Annotated in this window: 13 protein-coding genes; 4 read left to right on the forward strand and 9 right to left on the reverse strand. The window is 74.7% G+C overall.

Annotated features, from left to right (window positions below):
• Positions 1 to 79: 79 nt before the first annotated feature.
• A complete protein-coding gene (locus BMZ33_RS07415) occupies positions 80 to 1,117 on the reverse strand; it encodes a hypothetical protein (protein ID WP_169064020.1) in 1,038 nt (345 codons plus the stop codon).
• Between the two features lie 166 nt (positions 1,118 to 1,283).
• Between BMZ33_RS07415 and BMZ33_RS07420 the strand changes: the two genes are divergently transcribed.
• Both BMZ33_RS07420 and BMZ33_RS07425 read left to right on the forward strand, forming a co-directional pair.
• Entirely contained in the window at positions 1,284 to 1,688 is a 405-nt protein-coding gene (locus BMZ33_RS07420) for a DUF485 domain-containing protein (protein ID WP_169064021.1), read from the forward strand.
• Positions 1,681 to 3,330, forward strand: coding sequence for a solute symporter family protein (locus tag BMZ33_RS07425; protein ID WP_091108960.1), 1,650 nt, complete (start codon positions 1,681 to 1,683; stop codon positions 3,328 to 3,330). Before BMZ33_RS07420 ends, BMZ33_RS07425 begins: the two co-directional genes overlap by 8 nt.
• A gap of 149 nt (positions 3,331 to 3,479) precedes the next feature.
• On the opposite strand, the gene BMZ33_RS07430 is transcribed toward BMZ33_RS07425, so the two are convergent.
• From BMZ33_RS07430 to BMZ33_RS07440, 3 genes are all read right to left on the reverse strand, one after another.
• Entirely contained in the window at positions 3,480 to 3,740 is a 261-nt protein-coding gene (locus tag BMZ33_RS07430) for a hypothetical protein (protein WP_091108961.1), read from the reverse strand.
• 97 nt (positions 3,741 to 3,837) lie between these two features.
• Positions 3,838 to 4,698 (reverse strand): manganese catalase, encoded by an 861-nt coding sequence (locus BMZ33_RS07435; protein ID WP_091108962.1) that lies wholly within the window; start codon positions 4,696 to 4,698, stop codon positions 3,838 to 3,840.
• Positions 4,699 to 4,996: 298 nt separating this feature from the next.
• Positions 4,997 to 5,749 (reverse strand): sensor histidine kinase, encoded by a 753-nt coding sequence (locus BMZ33_RS07440; protein WP_091108963.1) that lies wholly within the window; start codon positions 5,747 to 5,749, stop codon positions 4,997 to 4,999.
• A gap of 100 nt (positions 5,750 to 5,849) precedes the next feature.
• Between BMZ33_RS07440 and BMZ33_RS07445 the strand changes: the two genes are divergently transcribed.
• Positions 5,850 to 6,503: a response regulator gene (locus BMZ33_RS07445; RefSeq protein ID WP_091108964.1), complete on the forward strand. Its 654-nt coding sequence runs from the start codon at positions 5,850 to 5,852 to the stop codon at positions 6,501 to 6,503.
• A 103-nt stretch (positions 6,504 to 6,606) separates the two neighbouring features.
• Here BMZ33_RS07445 and BMZ33_RS07450 read toward each other — a convergent pair whose 3' ends face one another.
• Both BMZ33_RS07450 and BMZ33_RS07455 read right to left on the reverse strand, forming a co-directional pair.
• Positions 6,607 to 8,100, reverse strand: coding sequence for a PH domain-containing protein (locus tag BMZ33_RS07450; RefSeq protein WP_169064022.1), 1,494 nt, complete (start codon positions 8,098 to 8,100; stop codon positions 6,607 to 6,609).
• Positions 8,097 to 8,612 carry a PH domain-containing protein gene (locus BMZ33_RS07455; RefSeq protein WP_091109688.1) on the reverse strand — a complete coding sequence of 172 codons (516 nt, stop codon included), beginning with the start codon at positions 8,610 to 8,612 and terminating at the stop codon, positions 8,097 to 8,099. Before BMZ33_RS07455 ends, BMZ33_RS07450 begins: the two co-directional genes overlap by 4 nt.
• A 70-nt stretch (positions 8,613 to 8,682) precedes the next feature.
• On the opposite strand from BMZ33_RS07455, the gene BMZ33_RS07460 reads away from it, so the two are divergent.
• Positions 8,683 to 9,012, forward strand: a complete 330-nt coding sequence (locus BMZ33_RS07460; RefSeq protein WP_091109690.1) for a rhodanese-like domain-containing protein — start codon at positions 8,683 to 8,685, stop codon at positions 9,010 to 9,012.
• Positions 9,013 to 9,016: 4 nt separating this feature from the next.
• Here the strand turns inward: BMZ33_RS07460 and BMZ33_RS07465 are convergent, their stop codons facing one another.
• From BMZ33_RS07465 to BMZ33_RS07475, 3 genes are all read right to left on the reverse strand, one after another.
• The gene (locus BMZ33_RS07465) at positions 9,017 to 10,633 is read right to left on the reverse strand and encodes a long-chain fatty acid--CoA ligase (protein ID WP_091108965.1); all 1,617 of its coding nucleotides are present in this window, start codon (positions 10,631 to 10,633) and stop codon (positions 9,017 to 9,019) included.
• A 64-nt stretch (positions 10,634 to 10,697) separates the two neighbouring features.
• Positions 10,698 to 12,314: a long-chain fatty acid--CoA ligase gene (locus BMZ33_RS07470; protein ID WP_091108966.1), complete on the reverse strand. Its 1,617-nt coding sequence runs from the start codon at positions 12,312 to 12,314 to the stop codon at positions 10,698 to 10,700.
• A 51-nt stretch (positions 12,315 to 12,365) separates the two neighbouring features.
• On the reverse strand, positions 12,366 to 13,562 hold the full coding sequence (locus BMZ33_RS07475) for a cytochrome P450 (protein WP_169064024.1): 1,197 nt from the start codon (positions 13,560 to 13,562) through the stop codon (positions 12,366 to 12,368).
• Positions 13,563 to 13,581 lie beyond the last annotated feature (19 nt).

Below are 13,581 nucleotides of genomic sequence, written 5' to 3' on the forward strand. Positions count from 1 at the left end.
GCCCGCGCCCGCCGTCCTCCCGCACCGCAGCGCGTCCTACCCCACGGTGGGCGGTCGGGGAGGACGCACTGGGATCAGGTCACCTGATCGTCGCCGCCCTGGCGAAGGCGGACAGCGCGCGGCGCAGCGCCACCCCGGGCCGGTCGGCGCGCACGTGCAGCTCGTCGCGCGGCCCCAGCGGCAGGCCGGCGGCGGCCGCCCGCGCCAACAGCGAGAGGTCCTCGGCGAGCTCCTGCTCCGCGGCGGCGACCTCCGCGGCCACGGCGTCCGGCGCGGGCAGCGGCTGCCCGGGCCCGGACGACAGCAGCAGGCAGGTGTAGACCCGGGTGGAGTCGGCGTCCTCGGGCTGCAGCACGACCAGCCTGGTGGTCACCGCGCCGGACCCGGGCCACTCCACCCGCAGTCGCAGCCGGAACGGCGCCCGGTGGGTCCAGGTGGCCACCCGGTGTTCGTCGGACCCCGGCGCGCCGTCGCGCCGGTGCTCCGTCACCGAGGAGAAGCCGCCCGGCTCGGGGGTGACCTCGGGCGCCGGCACCCCGGTCGCGGCGGCCCTCCCGTGCACGAACGGGAGGTGCGCGACGTCGAGGAGGGCGTCGGCCAGCGGACCCGCGCCGCCGGCCGACCGCGACGGGGTCAGCCACCGGGTGACGAAGCGCCGGTCGCCGTGCTCGGGCAGCTCGAGCGGCACGTCGCGGGGCTCCGCCGGCGCCAGCCACACCAGTCCGAGCCGCTCGCGCACGCCCCACGCGGGCGGGTCGGCCGACAACCCGTCGGGGGTGCGCGACAGCGCCCAGGTCCGGCCGAGCAGCCGCACCTGCAGCCAGCCGCCGGGGCGCAGCTCCCGGGAGAGCGCCACCGGGTGCCAGGCGTGCTCGAGCGAGGGGTGGAGGTCGCCGAACACCGGTGCCGACGGCGGGTCGGGCGCCGGCACCGCCTCCGGGCGCGGCTCGCTCCCCGGGGTCGGGGGCAGGCGGACGGCGGTGCGCCCGGGTCCCGGCCCGACCCGGGCGCGGCCACCGGCACCCACTGGCAGCGGCGTCGTCCCGACCTCGGCGGCGCGCGCCACCGGGAACCAGCCCGTCGACCGTGCGGTCGACGGCACCCCCGTCACGTCCATGCCCCATCGCAGCGTCGCAGCGCTACCGCGGCGTCACGGCCACCGGAGGTCCAGGTCACGTTCTCATCCCGGTTGCGCACAACCGGACGACGTCGACCGCTATGGTGAGCGCTCTCACACCATGGCGACAGGTCGACCATGGCCCACGACGACGAGGGAGCGACCCGTGACCCCACCCGCCGAGCGGCGGTTGCTGACACCGGAGGAGTACCGGCAGGCGCAGGACTCTCCGGAGTTCACCGAGCTGCGGCGGCGGTTCCGCCGCTTCGCCTTCCCGATGACGGTGGCCTTCCTGGCCTGGTACCTGCTCTACGTCCTGCTCTCCACCTACGCACCCGACTTCATGGCGACGCCGGTCTTCGGCAACGTCAACGTCGGCATCCTGCTCGGGCTGGGGCAGTTCGTCTCGACGTTCGTGATCACGCACCTCTACGTGGCGCACGCGAACCGGAGGACCGACCCGATCTCCGACGAGATGCGTGAGCGGCTCGAGCACCACGACTACGCCCCCAGCGCCCGCGGCACCACCGGCGGCACCGACCTGGGCAAGGGCGGTGCCACGCGTGCGTAGCGTCCTCGCCGCCGACGGTGCGACGGCCACCGTCGGCAGCCCCGCGATCAACATCTCCATCTTCGGCGTGTTCGTGCTGGTGACCCTGGTGATCACCTTCCGGGCGAGCCGGAACAACAAGAGCGCGGCCGACTACTACGCCGCCGGCCGCAACATCAGCGGCACCCAGAACGGCCTGGCCATCGCCGGCGACTACCTCTCGGCGGCGTCGTTCCTCGGCATCGCCGGGGCCATCGCCGTCTACGGGTACGACGGCTTCCTCTACTCGATCGGGTTCCTCGTCGCCTGGCTGGTGGCGCTGCTGCTGGTCGCCGAGCTGATGCGCAACACGGCCCGGTACACGATGGCCGACGTCCTGGCCTTCCGGATGCGGCAGGGCCCGGTGCGCACGGCCGCGGCGATCTCGACGCTGGCGGTCTCGCTGTTCTACCTGCTGGCGCAGATGGCCGGCGCCGGCGGCCTGGTGACGCTGCTGCTGGGCGTCACCGGTGAGGCCGCGCAGGCGCTCGTCGTCGTCCTGGTCGGCGCACTGATGATCATCTACGTGCTGGTCGGCGGCATGCGCGGCACCACGTACGTGCAGATCATCAAGGCCACGCTGCTCATCGCCGGCGCCCTGGTGATGACGGTCTGGGTCCTGGCGCTGTACGGCTTCAACCTCTCGGCGCTGCTCGGCGACTCGGTGGCCAACGCCGTGGAGGGCCGCGACGTCCTCGCCCCGGGCGCGCAGTACGGCGCCACGAGCATCTCGAAGCTGGACTTCGTCTCCCTGGGCCTGGCCCTGGTGTTCGGGACGGCGGGCCTGCCGCACGTGCTCATGCGCTTCTACACCGTGCCGACGGCGAAGGACGCCCGTCGCTCGGTGGTCTGGGCGATCTGGCTGATCGGCATCTTCTACCTGTTCAGCCTGGTGATCGGCTACGGCGCCGGCGCGCTGGTCGGGCCGGAGACCATCCTGGGCGCCCCCGGTGCGGTCAACTCCGCCGCCCCGCTGCTGGCCTTCGAGCTCGGCGGCACGGTGCTGCTCGGCATCATCGCCGGCGTCGCGTTCGCCACGATCCTCGCGGTGGTCGCCGGCCTGACGATCACCGCGTCGGCCTCCTTCGCGCACGACGTCTACGCGTCGGTGATCAAGAAGGGCAAGGTGTCGCCGAACGGTGAGGTGAAGGTCGCCCGGATCACCGCCGTGGTCATCGGGGCCGTCTCGATCGGCCTGGGCATCCTGGCGCTGCAGGCCGGGCTGAACATCGCCTTCCTGGTGGCGCTGGCCTTCGCCGTCGCGGCGTCGGCCAACCTGCCGACCATCCTCTACACGCTGTTCTGGAAGCGGTTCACCACCCAGGGCGCGCTGTGGTCGATGTACGGCGGGCTGATCGCCTGCATCGTGCTGATCGTCTTCTCGCCGGTCGTGTCCGGTGCGCCGGTCAACCCGGCCACGGGCCTGTCCCCGTCGCTGTTCCAGGACGTGGACTTCCACTGGTTCCCGCTGAACAACCCCGGCATCGTGTCGATCCCGCTGTCGTTCTTCCTCGGCTGGCTGGGCACGATCCTGTCCAAGGAGAAGCCGGACCTCGACAAGAACGCCGAGCTCGAGGTGCGGTCGCTCACCGGGATCGGGGCGGAGAAGGCCGTCCAGCACTGAGGAAGGACCCCCGTGCCCCCACCGCTCGCACGCTCGCGACGGGGCCCTGCACGGGGGCCGGTCCCAGCACCTCACCGAGCCGAGGCGCGCGTCCCCTCCGGGGGCGCGCGCCTCGCGCGTTCCGGGACCGGGGACCTCGCCCGGCGGTCTCAGGCGGCCCGGACGGCCGGGGCGGGGTCGACGGCCAGGGGCTCGGCCGGGAGGGCGGCGTCGACCGCGCGGACGGCGGCGGCCGTGCCGGGCGCGGTGCGGCGGGAGCGGCGCAGCGTCCAGCGGGCGACCAGCGCGGTCAGCACGACCAGCCCGGCGAGGGTCTCGCGGGCGGATCCGGTGGCGGCGGCGGCCACGGCGACGGCGAGCGCGAGGGCGTAGACGGCGGACAGCAGGACGGCGGGGGTGGGCAGGTGCACGGGGACCTCCGGGAGGAGGCGCCCGCCGGGCCGGCGGCCGGGCGGAGAGGGCCCGGACGCCGGCGCGGCGACGGCGCGGTGGGTCGAGGTCAGCGCCTCACTTGAGCAGGTCCTTGGCCTTCTGCAGCATCGTGTGGGCCTCGGTCTGCGGGGTGTCGTAGAGGCGCGGGTCGCCCGGGACCAGCGTGGGGGCGTCGGCGGTGGCCTCGATCGCCGCGGCGCGGAAGGTGCCCTTGCCGTCGATCGAGGGACCGGAGGCCCAGCGGCCGTTGGCGGCCTCGGGACCGTCGGAGGCCTGGATGAAGGTGAAGCCCAGGTCGCCGACCTCCTCGGACAGCGGGAAGGCCTCCGGCACCGGCAGCCCCTCGAGGCCGTCCTCCTTCAGCTGCTCGACCGCGGCCAGCCACTGCTGCTGGTGCATGTGGTCGCGGGTGATGAGGAAGCGCAGCATGTCCTTGACGCCCGGGTCGTCGGTCATGTTGTAGATGCGGGCCACCTGCAGCCGGCCCTGCATCTCCGCCGTCGCGTTGTAGTAGAAGTCCGCCATCAGGTTGCCGCTGGCGGTCACGTACGCCCCGGTCCACGGGTTGCCCATGCTGTCCATGTACGAGGCGCCCTGGCCGTTCTGGATCAGGTGCTGCGGGTTGTGCTGCCCGTAGCCCGCGGCGGCCTCCTTGGTGCGGTCGGCCGAGTCGGGCTTGAGCGGCACGTGGTCGAGCAGCCGGTCGATCATCGTGATGATCATCTCGACGTGGGCCAGCTCCTCGGTGCCGATCGAGAGGAGCATGTCCTTGTACTTGCCGGGCAGCCGGCAGTTCCAGCCCTGCAGCAGGTACTGCGTGGCGACGGTCATCTCGCCCCACTGACCGCCGAGGATCTCCTGCATCTTGCGGGCGAAGTCCGGGTCGGGGCCGTCGGGCTTGGCCTCGTACTGCAGGGCGTGGGTGTGCGTGAACACGGGCTCTCCTCGGTGCGTCGTCGCGTCGCCGCCACTGCGGTGACACCGGGGAACTGCCCGCACCCGGTGGCCCACCCGTGCCGTCCCCTGGCCCTCCCGTGCCATTCCCCTTGTCGGCCTACCGGCCTCCGACCGCGGCCAGGTGCCGTTCCCCCACCGCGCTGAGCCCTCCTGGCGCACCCGGCGAGGACCCTGCGGGCCCGTCACCGGGCACGCCCCTCGCAGGGCGGCTCCGGTCCGGCACCGCGGTCAGGAGCCGTCCCCTGCTGCGCGGAGCCCTCCCGGCGCCCTCCGGGGGTCAGCGGTCGGGGAGTGCGACGGTGAGCGTCAGGCCCGCGTCGGTCACCGCCCAGACGACGTGGCCGCCGAGGTCCTGGGTGTGCCGCTGCACCGACCACAGACCCAGGCCGGTCAGGTCCACCGGCGGGGCGCCGCGGCGCAGGTACTGCACCAGCCGCTCCGGGTGGGCGACGTCCTGGGTGAGCGCCAGGCGCACCCAGCCGGCCCGGCAGGTCACGGTCAGCAGCACCGGCGCGCCGTCGCCGTGCCGGTGCGCGTTCTCCAGCAGGTTGGTGAGGATCCGCTGCACCCGCGCGTCGCCCACCGAGACGTCGGAGGCGCGGTCCTGCACCGCCACGGTCAGCCGGACGGCGGGCAGCCCGGCCGCGGCGGCGGAGGCGCGGACGACGTCGCCGAGCAGCCGCCGGACCGGCCCCCGCCGCTCGGCGCCCCCGGTGGCGTCGGCGGTGCGCAGCATCGAGGACAGGTGGGCGGTCTGCGCCCGGGCCAGGTCCAGCACCTCGCCGCGGTCGGGGCCGGCGTCCGGGACGGGCCGGTCGAGGGTGCGCAGCAGCGCCTCGAGGGAGGCCAGCGGGCTGCGCATGTCGTGGCACATGGCCCGCAGCAGGGCGGACTCGGGCGTGGGTGGCGCCTCCTGCTCGGGGCGGGGGGCGTGGCCGGTGCGCCGCAGATGGGCGCGCAGCACGTGGGCCAGGTCGGTGAGCAGCCGGCCGGATCGGTCGGTCCGCGGTGTGTCGGGGGCCAGGGTCACGGGCACCTCCGGGGTGTGCGTTCGGCCAGCACCGCCGGGCGTGACGGGCCGGACGAGGAGGGTCGTGTCGACCGACGCCGCTGCTGAGCGTCAGAGTCACGTGGACGTGGTCGTCGTCGACGACCACCCGCTGTTCAGCCGGGGACTGTCCCTGCTGCTGCCGGGGGTGAGCGAGGGCCGGGTGCGCGTCGTCGCCACCACCGACGACGCGTCGGCCGCCGCCGCGCTGGTGCGCCGGCACCACGCCGACGTCGCCGTCGTCGACCTGCACATGCCGCCGCCGGGCGGGGTGCGGGCGATCGCGGCGATCCGCCGGGCCGACCCGGTGGTCCGCGTCGTGGCCCTGTCCGGGCTCGCCGAGGCGGACGCGGCCCTGGAGGCGCTGCGCGCGGGAGCGGCCGGCTTCCTGCCCAAGACCGCGGACCCGGAGTCGCTGGTGCGGCCGCTGCTGGCCGTCCTCGACGGCTGGTCGGTGGTGCCCGAGTCGCTGCTGCGCCAGCTGCTCGAGGAGGCCGCGCCCGCCGGCGAGCAGACCGTGGCCGACCGGCTGACCAGCGACGAGCGGCGGCTGTGGCGACTGGTGGCCGACGGCACGAGCACCGTCGACATCGCCACCACGCTGCACGTCTCCGAGCGCACGGCCAAGCGCCTGGTTGCCTCCCTGCTGCGCAGCCTGGGGGTGGCCACCCGCGTGGAGGCCGCGGCGCTGGCCGGCCGCGTCGGCCTCGGGAGAGGGACCGGCGGGCCGCGCTGAGCGGCCGACGAGCCGCGGGGCGGGCGTCATCACGGGCTCGGCTACCCGGGCCGGTGATCGACACTCTCCCGTTCCGTAGACCTGGCCCCGACGGGCCAGCCGGTCAGCCGCCGGCGCCGCGTGCGGTGGCCCAGCTCCCGGAGGCGGCCTCGGTGAACGGCCCGACGTCGGCCGCGGCCACGTCGATCGCCGCGTAGCCGCCGGTGCCCGCACCGACGCAGGCGACCACCGTGGCCAGGCCCGCGCGGCGCTGGAAGACGCTTTGCCGCACCTGCCAGCCGACGACGGCGCGCTGCTGCAGCACCGTCTGCTCGCGCACCAGCAGCCCGCTGCGGACGGCGAACGACCGCGGCCCGGCGACGTGCCCGAGTGCGGCGTAGCGCCCCAGCCCGAGCGGCACGCCGAGCACGGTGAGCACGACGCCGGCGGCCAGCAGTCCCCACCAGCCGGTGCCGGCCACCAGCAGCCCGCCGGCCGCCGACACCGCCAGGCCGGAGCCGATCGCGCGGGCCAGCCGCCGTCGCCGGGCGGCCGGCGGGTGGGCCACCAGCGGCCCGGGGTCGTCGACCAGCACGCCGAGCAGCCGCACCGCCTCCGCGCGCGGCCCGAGCGGCAGCACCTGGCCGCGCCGGTTGGCCGCGCCGAGGCCGGTGACGAGCGCGCCGACGCGCGCGGCCCGGACCAGCCGCATGCCCAGCCCCTCCGAGAGGGTGCCCCCGCGCACCCGGTCGACCTCGAGCTCGGTGTGCCGCCGGGTGAGCAGCCCGCGGACGGCGACCAGCGAGCCGCCGCGGCGGACCAGCCGGAACCCCCAGTTGACGACGGCGGCGCCGAGCACCGCGCCCAGCGCCAGCAGCAGCAGGGCCAGGAGCAGGCCGGTGAGCAGCACGCGGGTGTCGGTGAGGTCGGGGCCGGTGAGGTCGGGGCGCAGGCCGGGCGGGAGCTCCTGCAGCAGCCGCGACAGCGCACCCACCGCGGCCAGCGGCACGGCCAGGTAGCTCGCGACCAGCGGTGCGTACAGCAGCCAGCGCGGGTCGAAGCGGGCGAGCTCCTCCTCCGCCGGCTGCTCCTCCGGCAGGGGCGGGGCGGACGGGTCCGTCACGACCCCGGCCCGGCGGTGGGTGAGCACCGAGGTGCGCAGCCGGTCGCCCTCGGCGCGGGTCAGCCCGTCGACGACGACCTCCTCGTCGCCGCCGGTCATCGAACCGGCCGCGGCATCGACGCGCACCCGTACCAGGCCGAACAGCCGGTGCAGCACGGGCGTCTCCACCTCGACGCCGCGGATGCGGTCGTTGGGCACGGTGCGCACGGAGCGGGCCAGCAGGCCGCGGGTGACCACCACCGCGCCGGGGGTGTCGGCGTAGGTGGTGCGCCACCAGGTGAGCGTGGCGAACAGCAGCGACAGTGCCGTCACCGCCAGCACGAGCCCGACGACGACGCCGGGGCCGTCGACTCCGACCGCGGCCACGACCGGGATCGCGGCGGGCACCACCTGGCGGGCCTGCCGGAAGGTGATCGTGTGCACGAGCACGACCAGCGGGGAGGTGCGGCGCGGGGCGGTGACCTCGGGCACCGTCTGCCAGGGAGCGGTCGTCACGTCGCCTCGTCGCGGACCTGCTCGGCCCGCCGGGCGAGGTCGTCGGCGACCCGGTGGGCGACGGCGACCTCCAGGTGCGGCACCCGCACGGTGCCCTGCGAGGAGGCGGTGAGCACCGCGACGCTGGCCAGGCCGTAGAGCTGCTGCAGGACCCCGCGCGTGACGTCGACGGTCTGGATGCGCGCGACCGGTACCAGCGTCCAGGTGCGGGTCAGCCAGCCGGTGAGGGCGTGCACCGTCTCCTCGGTGACCTCCCACCGGTGCACGCGGTACCGGATCCACGGCCGCACGCCGATGGCGACCACGGCGTAGACCGCCAGCAGCACGGGCAGCAGCCAGCGCAGCACCGGGAGCGGGCCGCCGGTCGACGCGGGGACGCCGAGCACCAGCACGGCCACCAGGACGCCGTAGACCAGGGTGCCGATCACCCCCTGGGTGACCCACAGCCAGATCGCGGAGCGGGACAGCGACCAGGCCGGCACGCGGACCGGCGGCGCGGGGGGAGCGGACATCACCGCCCATCCTCCCAGCCCGGGCCGCGGTCCGGCCGGGACCCGCACCACCTGAGAGAGTGGGGTCGTGATGCCGCAGCAGGTCCCGACCGTGCCCGCCGACGAGGTGCCCGAGGACGCCGTGCTGCTCGACGTCCGGGAGGACGGCGAGTGGGTGGCCGGCCACGCCGAGGGGGCCACCCACATCCCGATGGGCGACGTCCCGGCGCGGCTGGACGAGGTCCCCGAGGCCGACCCCGTCTACGTCGTCTGCCGCAGCGGCGGGCGCTCGGCGCGGGTGGCCGCCTGGCTCAACCAGAACGGCTACGACGCGGTGAACGTCGGCGGCGGGATGGGCGCGTGGGAGGCGGCCGGCCGGCCCCTGGTGAGCGAGACCGGCCAGCCGCCCTTCGTGCGCTAGCCCCTCAGCTCGAGGCCACGCGGTCGGCGAACCGGCTGCGCAGGTCCTTCTTGGAGAACTTGCCGACGCTGGTCTTGGGCACCTCGTCGATGAACTCGACGGCGTCGGGCATCCACCACTTGGCCACCTGCGGCCGGAGGTGGTCGAGGACCTCCTCCTCGGTCAGCGTCTCGCCCTCCTTGAGGACGACGCAGGCCAGCGGCCGCTCGTCCCACTTCGGGTGCGGGATGCCGACGACCGCGGCCTCCTTGACCTTCGGGTGGCTCATGATCGCGTTCTCCAGGTCGACCGAGCTGATCCACTCGCCGCCGGACTTGATGAGGTCCTTGGTGCGGTCGGCGATGCGGATCGAGCCGAAGGAGTCCATGGCGGCGACGTCGCCGGTGCGCATCCAGCCGTCGTCGGTGGTCAGCTCCACGCCGGCGTCGGGGTTGTAGTAGTCCTGCGCGCACCACGGGCCGCGGACCTGCAGCTCGCCGGTGGCCTTGTCGTCCCAGGGCTGCGGCTCCATGGTGTCGGCGTCGACGATGCGCGCCTCGACACCGAGGAACGGGATGCCGGCGCGGGCGCGCTGGGCGGCCTTGCCCTCGTCGTCGAGGTCGTCGAAGCGCGGCGGCAGGATGCCCGAGGAGGCGACCGGGTGGGTCTCGGTCATGCCCCACGCCTGCAGGATCGGCAGCCCCACCTGCTCCCGGTAGGCCTCGCTCAGCGCCTTGGGGACCGCCGACCCGCCGCAGCCGATGTCGCGCAGCTTGTGCGGCTTGCCGGCCAGGTGCGGCAGCACGCCCTGCCAGATGGTCGGCACGCCGGCGGTGAAGGTGACGCCCTCCTCGACGATCAGCTTGGCCAGGGCCTCGGGCTGCATCATCGGGCCGGGCATCACCAGCGAGGCGCCGGCGGCGGGGGCGGCCTGCGCGATGCCCCAGGCGTTGGCGTGGAACATCGGCACGACCGGCATGGCGACGTCGCGGATGCTCAACCCGAAGGCGTTGGGCATGAGCACGCCCATGGTGTGCAGCCACGTCGAGCGGTGCGAGTAGACGACGCCCTTGGGGTTGCCGGTGGTGCCCGACGTGTAGCACATCGAGGCGGCGCTGTTCTCGTCCGTGACGTGGAAGTCGACGGGGGAGGCCTCGGCCAGCAGCGCCTCGTAGTCGGAGACGCGCGGGTCGTCGGGGATCTCGTTGTCGCCGCCGTCGTCCATGACCACCACGTGCCGGACGGTCGTCATCGTGTCGACCAGCGGCCAGAACAGCGGCAGGACCGTGCGGTCGACGAAGACGACCTCGTCCTCGGCGTGGTTGGCGATGTAGGTCAGCTGCTCGGGGAACAGCCGGATGTTCAGGGTGTGCAGCACCCGGCCGGTGGACGGCGCGGCGAAGTAGAGCTCGAGGTGGCGCTGGCTGTTCCAGCCGAAGGTGCCCACCCGGCCCTCGGCGCTGATGCCCAGGGTGTCGAGCACGCCGCCGAGCCGCCGCGTGCGGTCGGCCCACTCGGCGTAGGTGCTGCGCACCGGCCCGGTGGGGCTGCCGGTGACGATCGTCCCGTCGCCGTAGTGCTGCTCGACGTGCCGGAAGATCGCGTCGATGGTGAGAGGGAAGTCCTGCATGAGCCCGCGCATGGGCGCATCGTGCCAGTGACCGGGCTCACGCTCCACCGCTGGGCGGACCGTCCCGTCCGGTACCTCAGGTCGGCAGCTCGTACTCCGCGAACCGGCTGCGCAGGTCCTTCTTGGAGAACTTGCCGACGCTGGTCTTGGGCACCTCGTCGATGAACTCGACCGCGTCGGGCAGCCACCACCTGGCCACCAGCGGCCGCAGGTGCTCGACGAGCTCGTCGGCGGTCAGGGTCGCGCCCGGCCGCAGCACGACGCAGGCCAGCGGGCGCTCGTCCCACTTGGGGTGCGGGACGCCGACGACGGCGGCCTCGGCCACCGCCGGGTGGCTCATGATCGCGTTCTCCAGGTCGACCGAGCTGATCCACTCGCCGCCGGACTTGATGAGGTCCTTGGTGCGGTCGGCGATGCGGATCGAGCCGTACCCGTCCATGGCGGCGACGTCGCCGGTGCGCATCCACCCGTCCTCGGTCGACAGGACCACGCCCGGGTCGGGGTCGTGGTAGTCGGCGGCGCACCAGGGCCCGCGGACCTGCAGCTCGCCGGTGGCCTCGTCGTCCCAGGGCAGCGCGTCGGTGGTGCCGGGCTCCACGATGCGCGCCTCGACGCCGAACACCGGGACGCCGGCCCGGGCCCGCTGCGCCGCCTTCGTGTCCTCGTCCGCGTCGGCGAAGCGGTGCGGCACCACCGCCAGCGAGGCCACCGGGGAGGTCTCGGTCATGCCCCAGCCCTGCAGCAGCGGCAGGCCCACCTGCTCCCGGTAGGCCTCCGACAGCGCCCGCGGCACCGCGGACCCGCCGCAGGTGATCAGCCGCAGCCGGTGGTCGCGGCCGGCCAGGTGCGGCAGCGCACCCTGCCAGATGGTCGGTACGCCGGCGGTGAACGTCACCCCCTCGGCCACCAGCAGGTCGACCAGCGCCTCGGGCTGCATCATCGGCCCCGGGAAGACCAGCCCCGCGCCCGCCGCCGGGGCCGCGTAGGGCAGCCCCCAGGCGTTGGCGTGGAACATCGGCACGATCGCCATCGCGACGTCGTCGACGGACAGGGCCAGCGCGTTGCCGCTGAGCACGGCCATCGTGTGCAGGTAGGTCGAGCGGTGGGAGTAGACGACGCCCTTGGGGTTGCCGGTGGTACCGCTCGTGTAGCACATCGAGGCGGCCCGCCACTCGTCGCGGACGCCGAAGCCCGCGGGGGAGGCCCCGGCCAGCAGCGCCTCGTAGTCGTGCACGCGCGGGTCGTCGGGGACCTCGGCCTCACCGCCGTCGTCCATGACCACCACGTGCCGGACCGTCTTCATCGTGTCGAGCAGCGGCCAGAACAGCGGCAGCAGCGTCCGGTCGACGAAGACGACCTCGTCCTCGGCGTGGTTGGCGATGTAGGTGAGCTGCTCGGGGAACAGCCGGATGTTGAGCGTGTGCAGCACCCGGCCGGTGCAGGGAGCGGCGAAGTAGAGCTCCATGTGCCGGGTGGAGTTCCAGGCGAAGGTGCCCACCCGGCCGTCGTCGGTGACGCCGAGGGTGTCGAGCACGCCGCCGAGCCGCCGGGTCCGCGCCGCCCACTCGGCGTACGTGGTGCGCCGGACGCCGCCGGGACCGTTGGTGACCAGCTCCCGGTCGCCGTGGTGCTCCTCGGCGTACCGGAAGATCGCGTCGATGGTCAGCGGGGTGTCCTGCATCAGGCCGCGCACGGCAGCATCCTGGCAGTGGCCCAGGTCACCACGGTAGGTCCGGCCGCCCCCTCAGGGCGTGAGGACGACGGGCAGCTCGGTCAGGCCGCGGATGACGAACTCGGGACGGCGCCGCGCCGGGCGGGCCAGCTGCAGGTCGCGGGTGCGGGTGAGCAGCGCACCGAAGGAGGCCTGCAGCTCCACGCGGGCCAGCGGGGCGCCGATGCAGAAGTGCACGCCGGCGCCGAAGGAGACGTGCGGGTTGTCGGTGCGGCCGACGTCGAGGGTGTCGGGGTCGGCGAACACGGCCGGGTCGCGGTTGGCGGCACCGAGCAGCGCGGCCACCTTCTCACCCGCCCGCACGGTGGCCCCGCCCAGCTCGACGTCGGCGGTGGCGGTGCGCTCGAACAGCTGCAGCGGCGAGTCGAAGCGCATCAGCTCCTCGACCGCCGTCGGCAGGAGGGCGGGGTCCGCGCGCAGCCGCCCCAGCTGGTCGCGGTGCTCGAGCAGCGCGACCAGGCCGTTGCCGCTGACGTTGACCGTCGCCTCGTGGCCGGCGTTGAGCAGCAGGATGCAGGTGGTGACCAGCTCGTCCTCGGTGAGCCGGCCGCCCTCGGCGTCGCGGACCGTCACCAGGTGGGTGAGCAGGTCCTCGCCCGGGGCGCGGCGCCGCTCGGCGGCGAGCTCCCGCAGGTAGGCGACGAACTCCGCGGCCGCGCGCTCGGCGGCGTCCTCGACCTCCGCCGTCCGGCCGTACTCGTACATCTTCACGATCGCGTTCGACCACGGCCGCAGCAGCGGCCGGTCGGCCGCCGGGACCCCGAGCAGCTCGGCGATGACGCCCACCGGGAGCTCCTCGGCCATCCCGGACAGGACGTCGACCGGCTCGCTGCCGCCGGAGCGCTCGACCAGGCCGTCGGCGAGCTCCGCCGCGTACCGCTCCACCCACGGTCGCAGCCGCTCGACGTGCCCGCGGGCGAAGGCGGCGCTGACCAGCCGGCGCAGCCGGGTGTGGTCGGGCGGCTCCATCTCCAGCAGCGCGTTGCGGTGGATGAGGTTGAAGGCGCCGAACCGGTCGGCGGGCTCGCGGTCGCGCCAGATCCGGCCCAGCCGCCGGTCACGCAGCACGGCGTTGCTCTCCGCGTGGGTGAACGCCAGCCACAGCCCCAGGTCCTCGTGCCACTGCACCGGCGCGACCGCGCGGGCGGCGGCGAAGGCGGGGTAGGGGTCGGCGACGACGGCCGGGTCGGTGAGGTCGAGCGGTGCCACGGCGGGCACCCTAGGCGGC

This window comes from Geodermatophilus dictyosporus, assembly GCF_900115505.1.
GTDB classification, from domain to species: Bacteria; Actinomycetota; Actinomycetes; order Mycobacteriales; family Geodermatophilaceae; genus Geodermatophilus; species Geodermatophilus dictyosporus.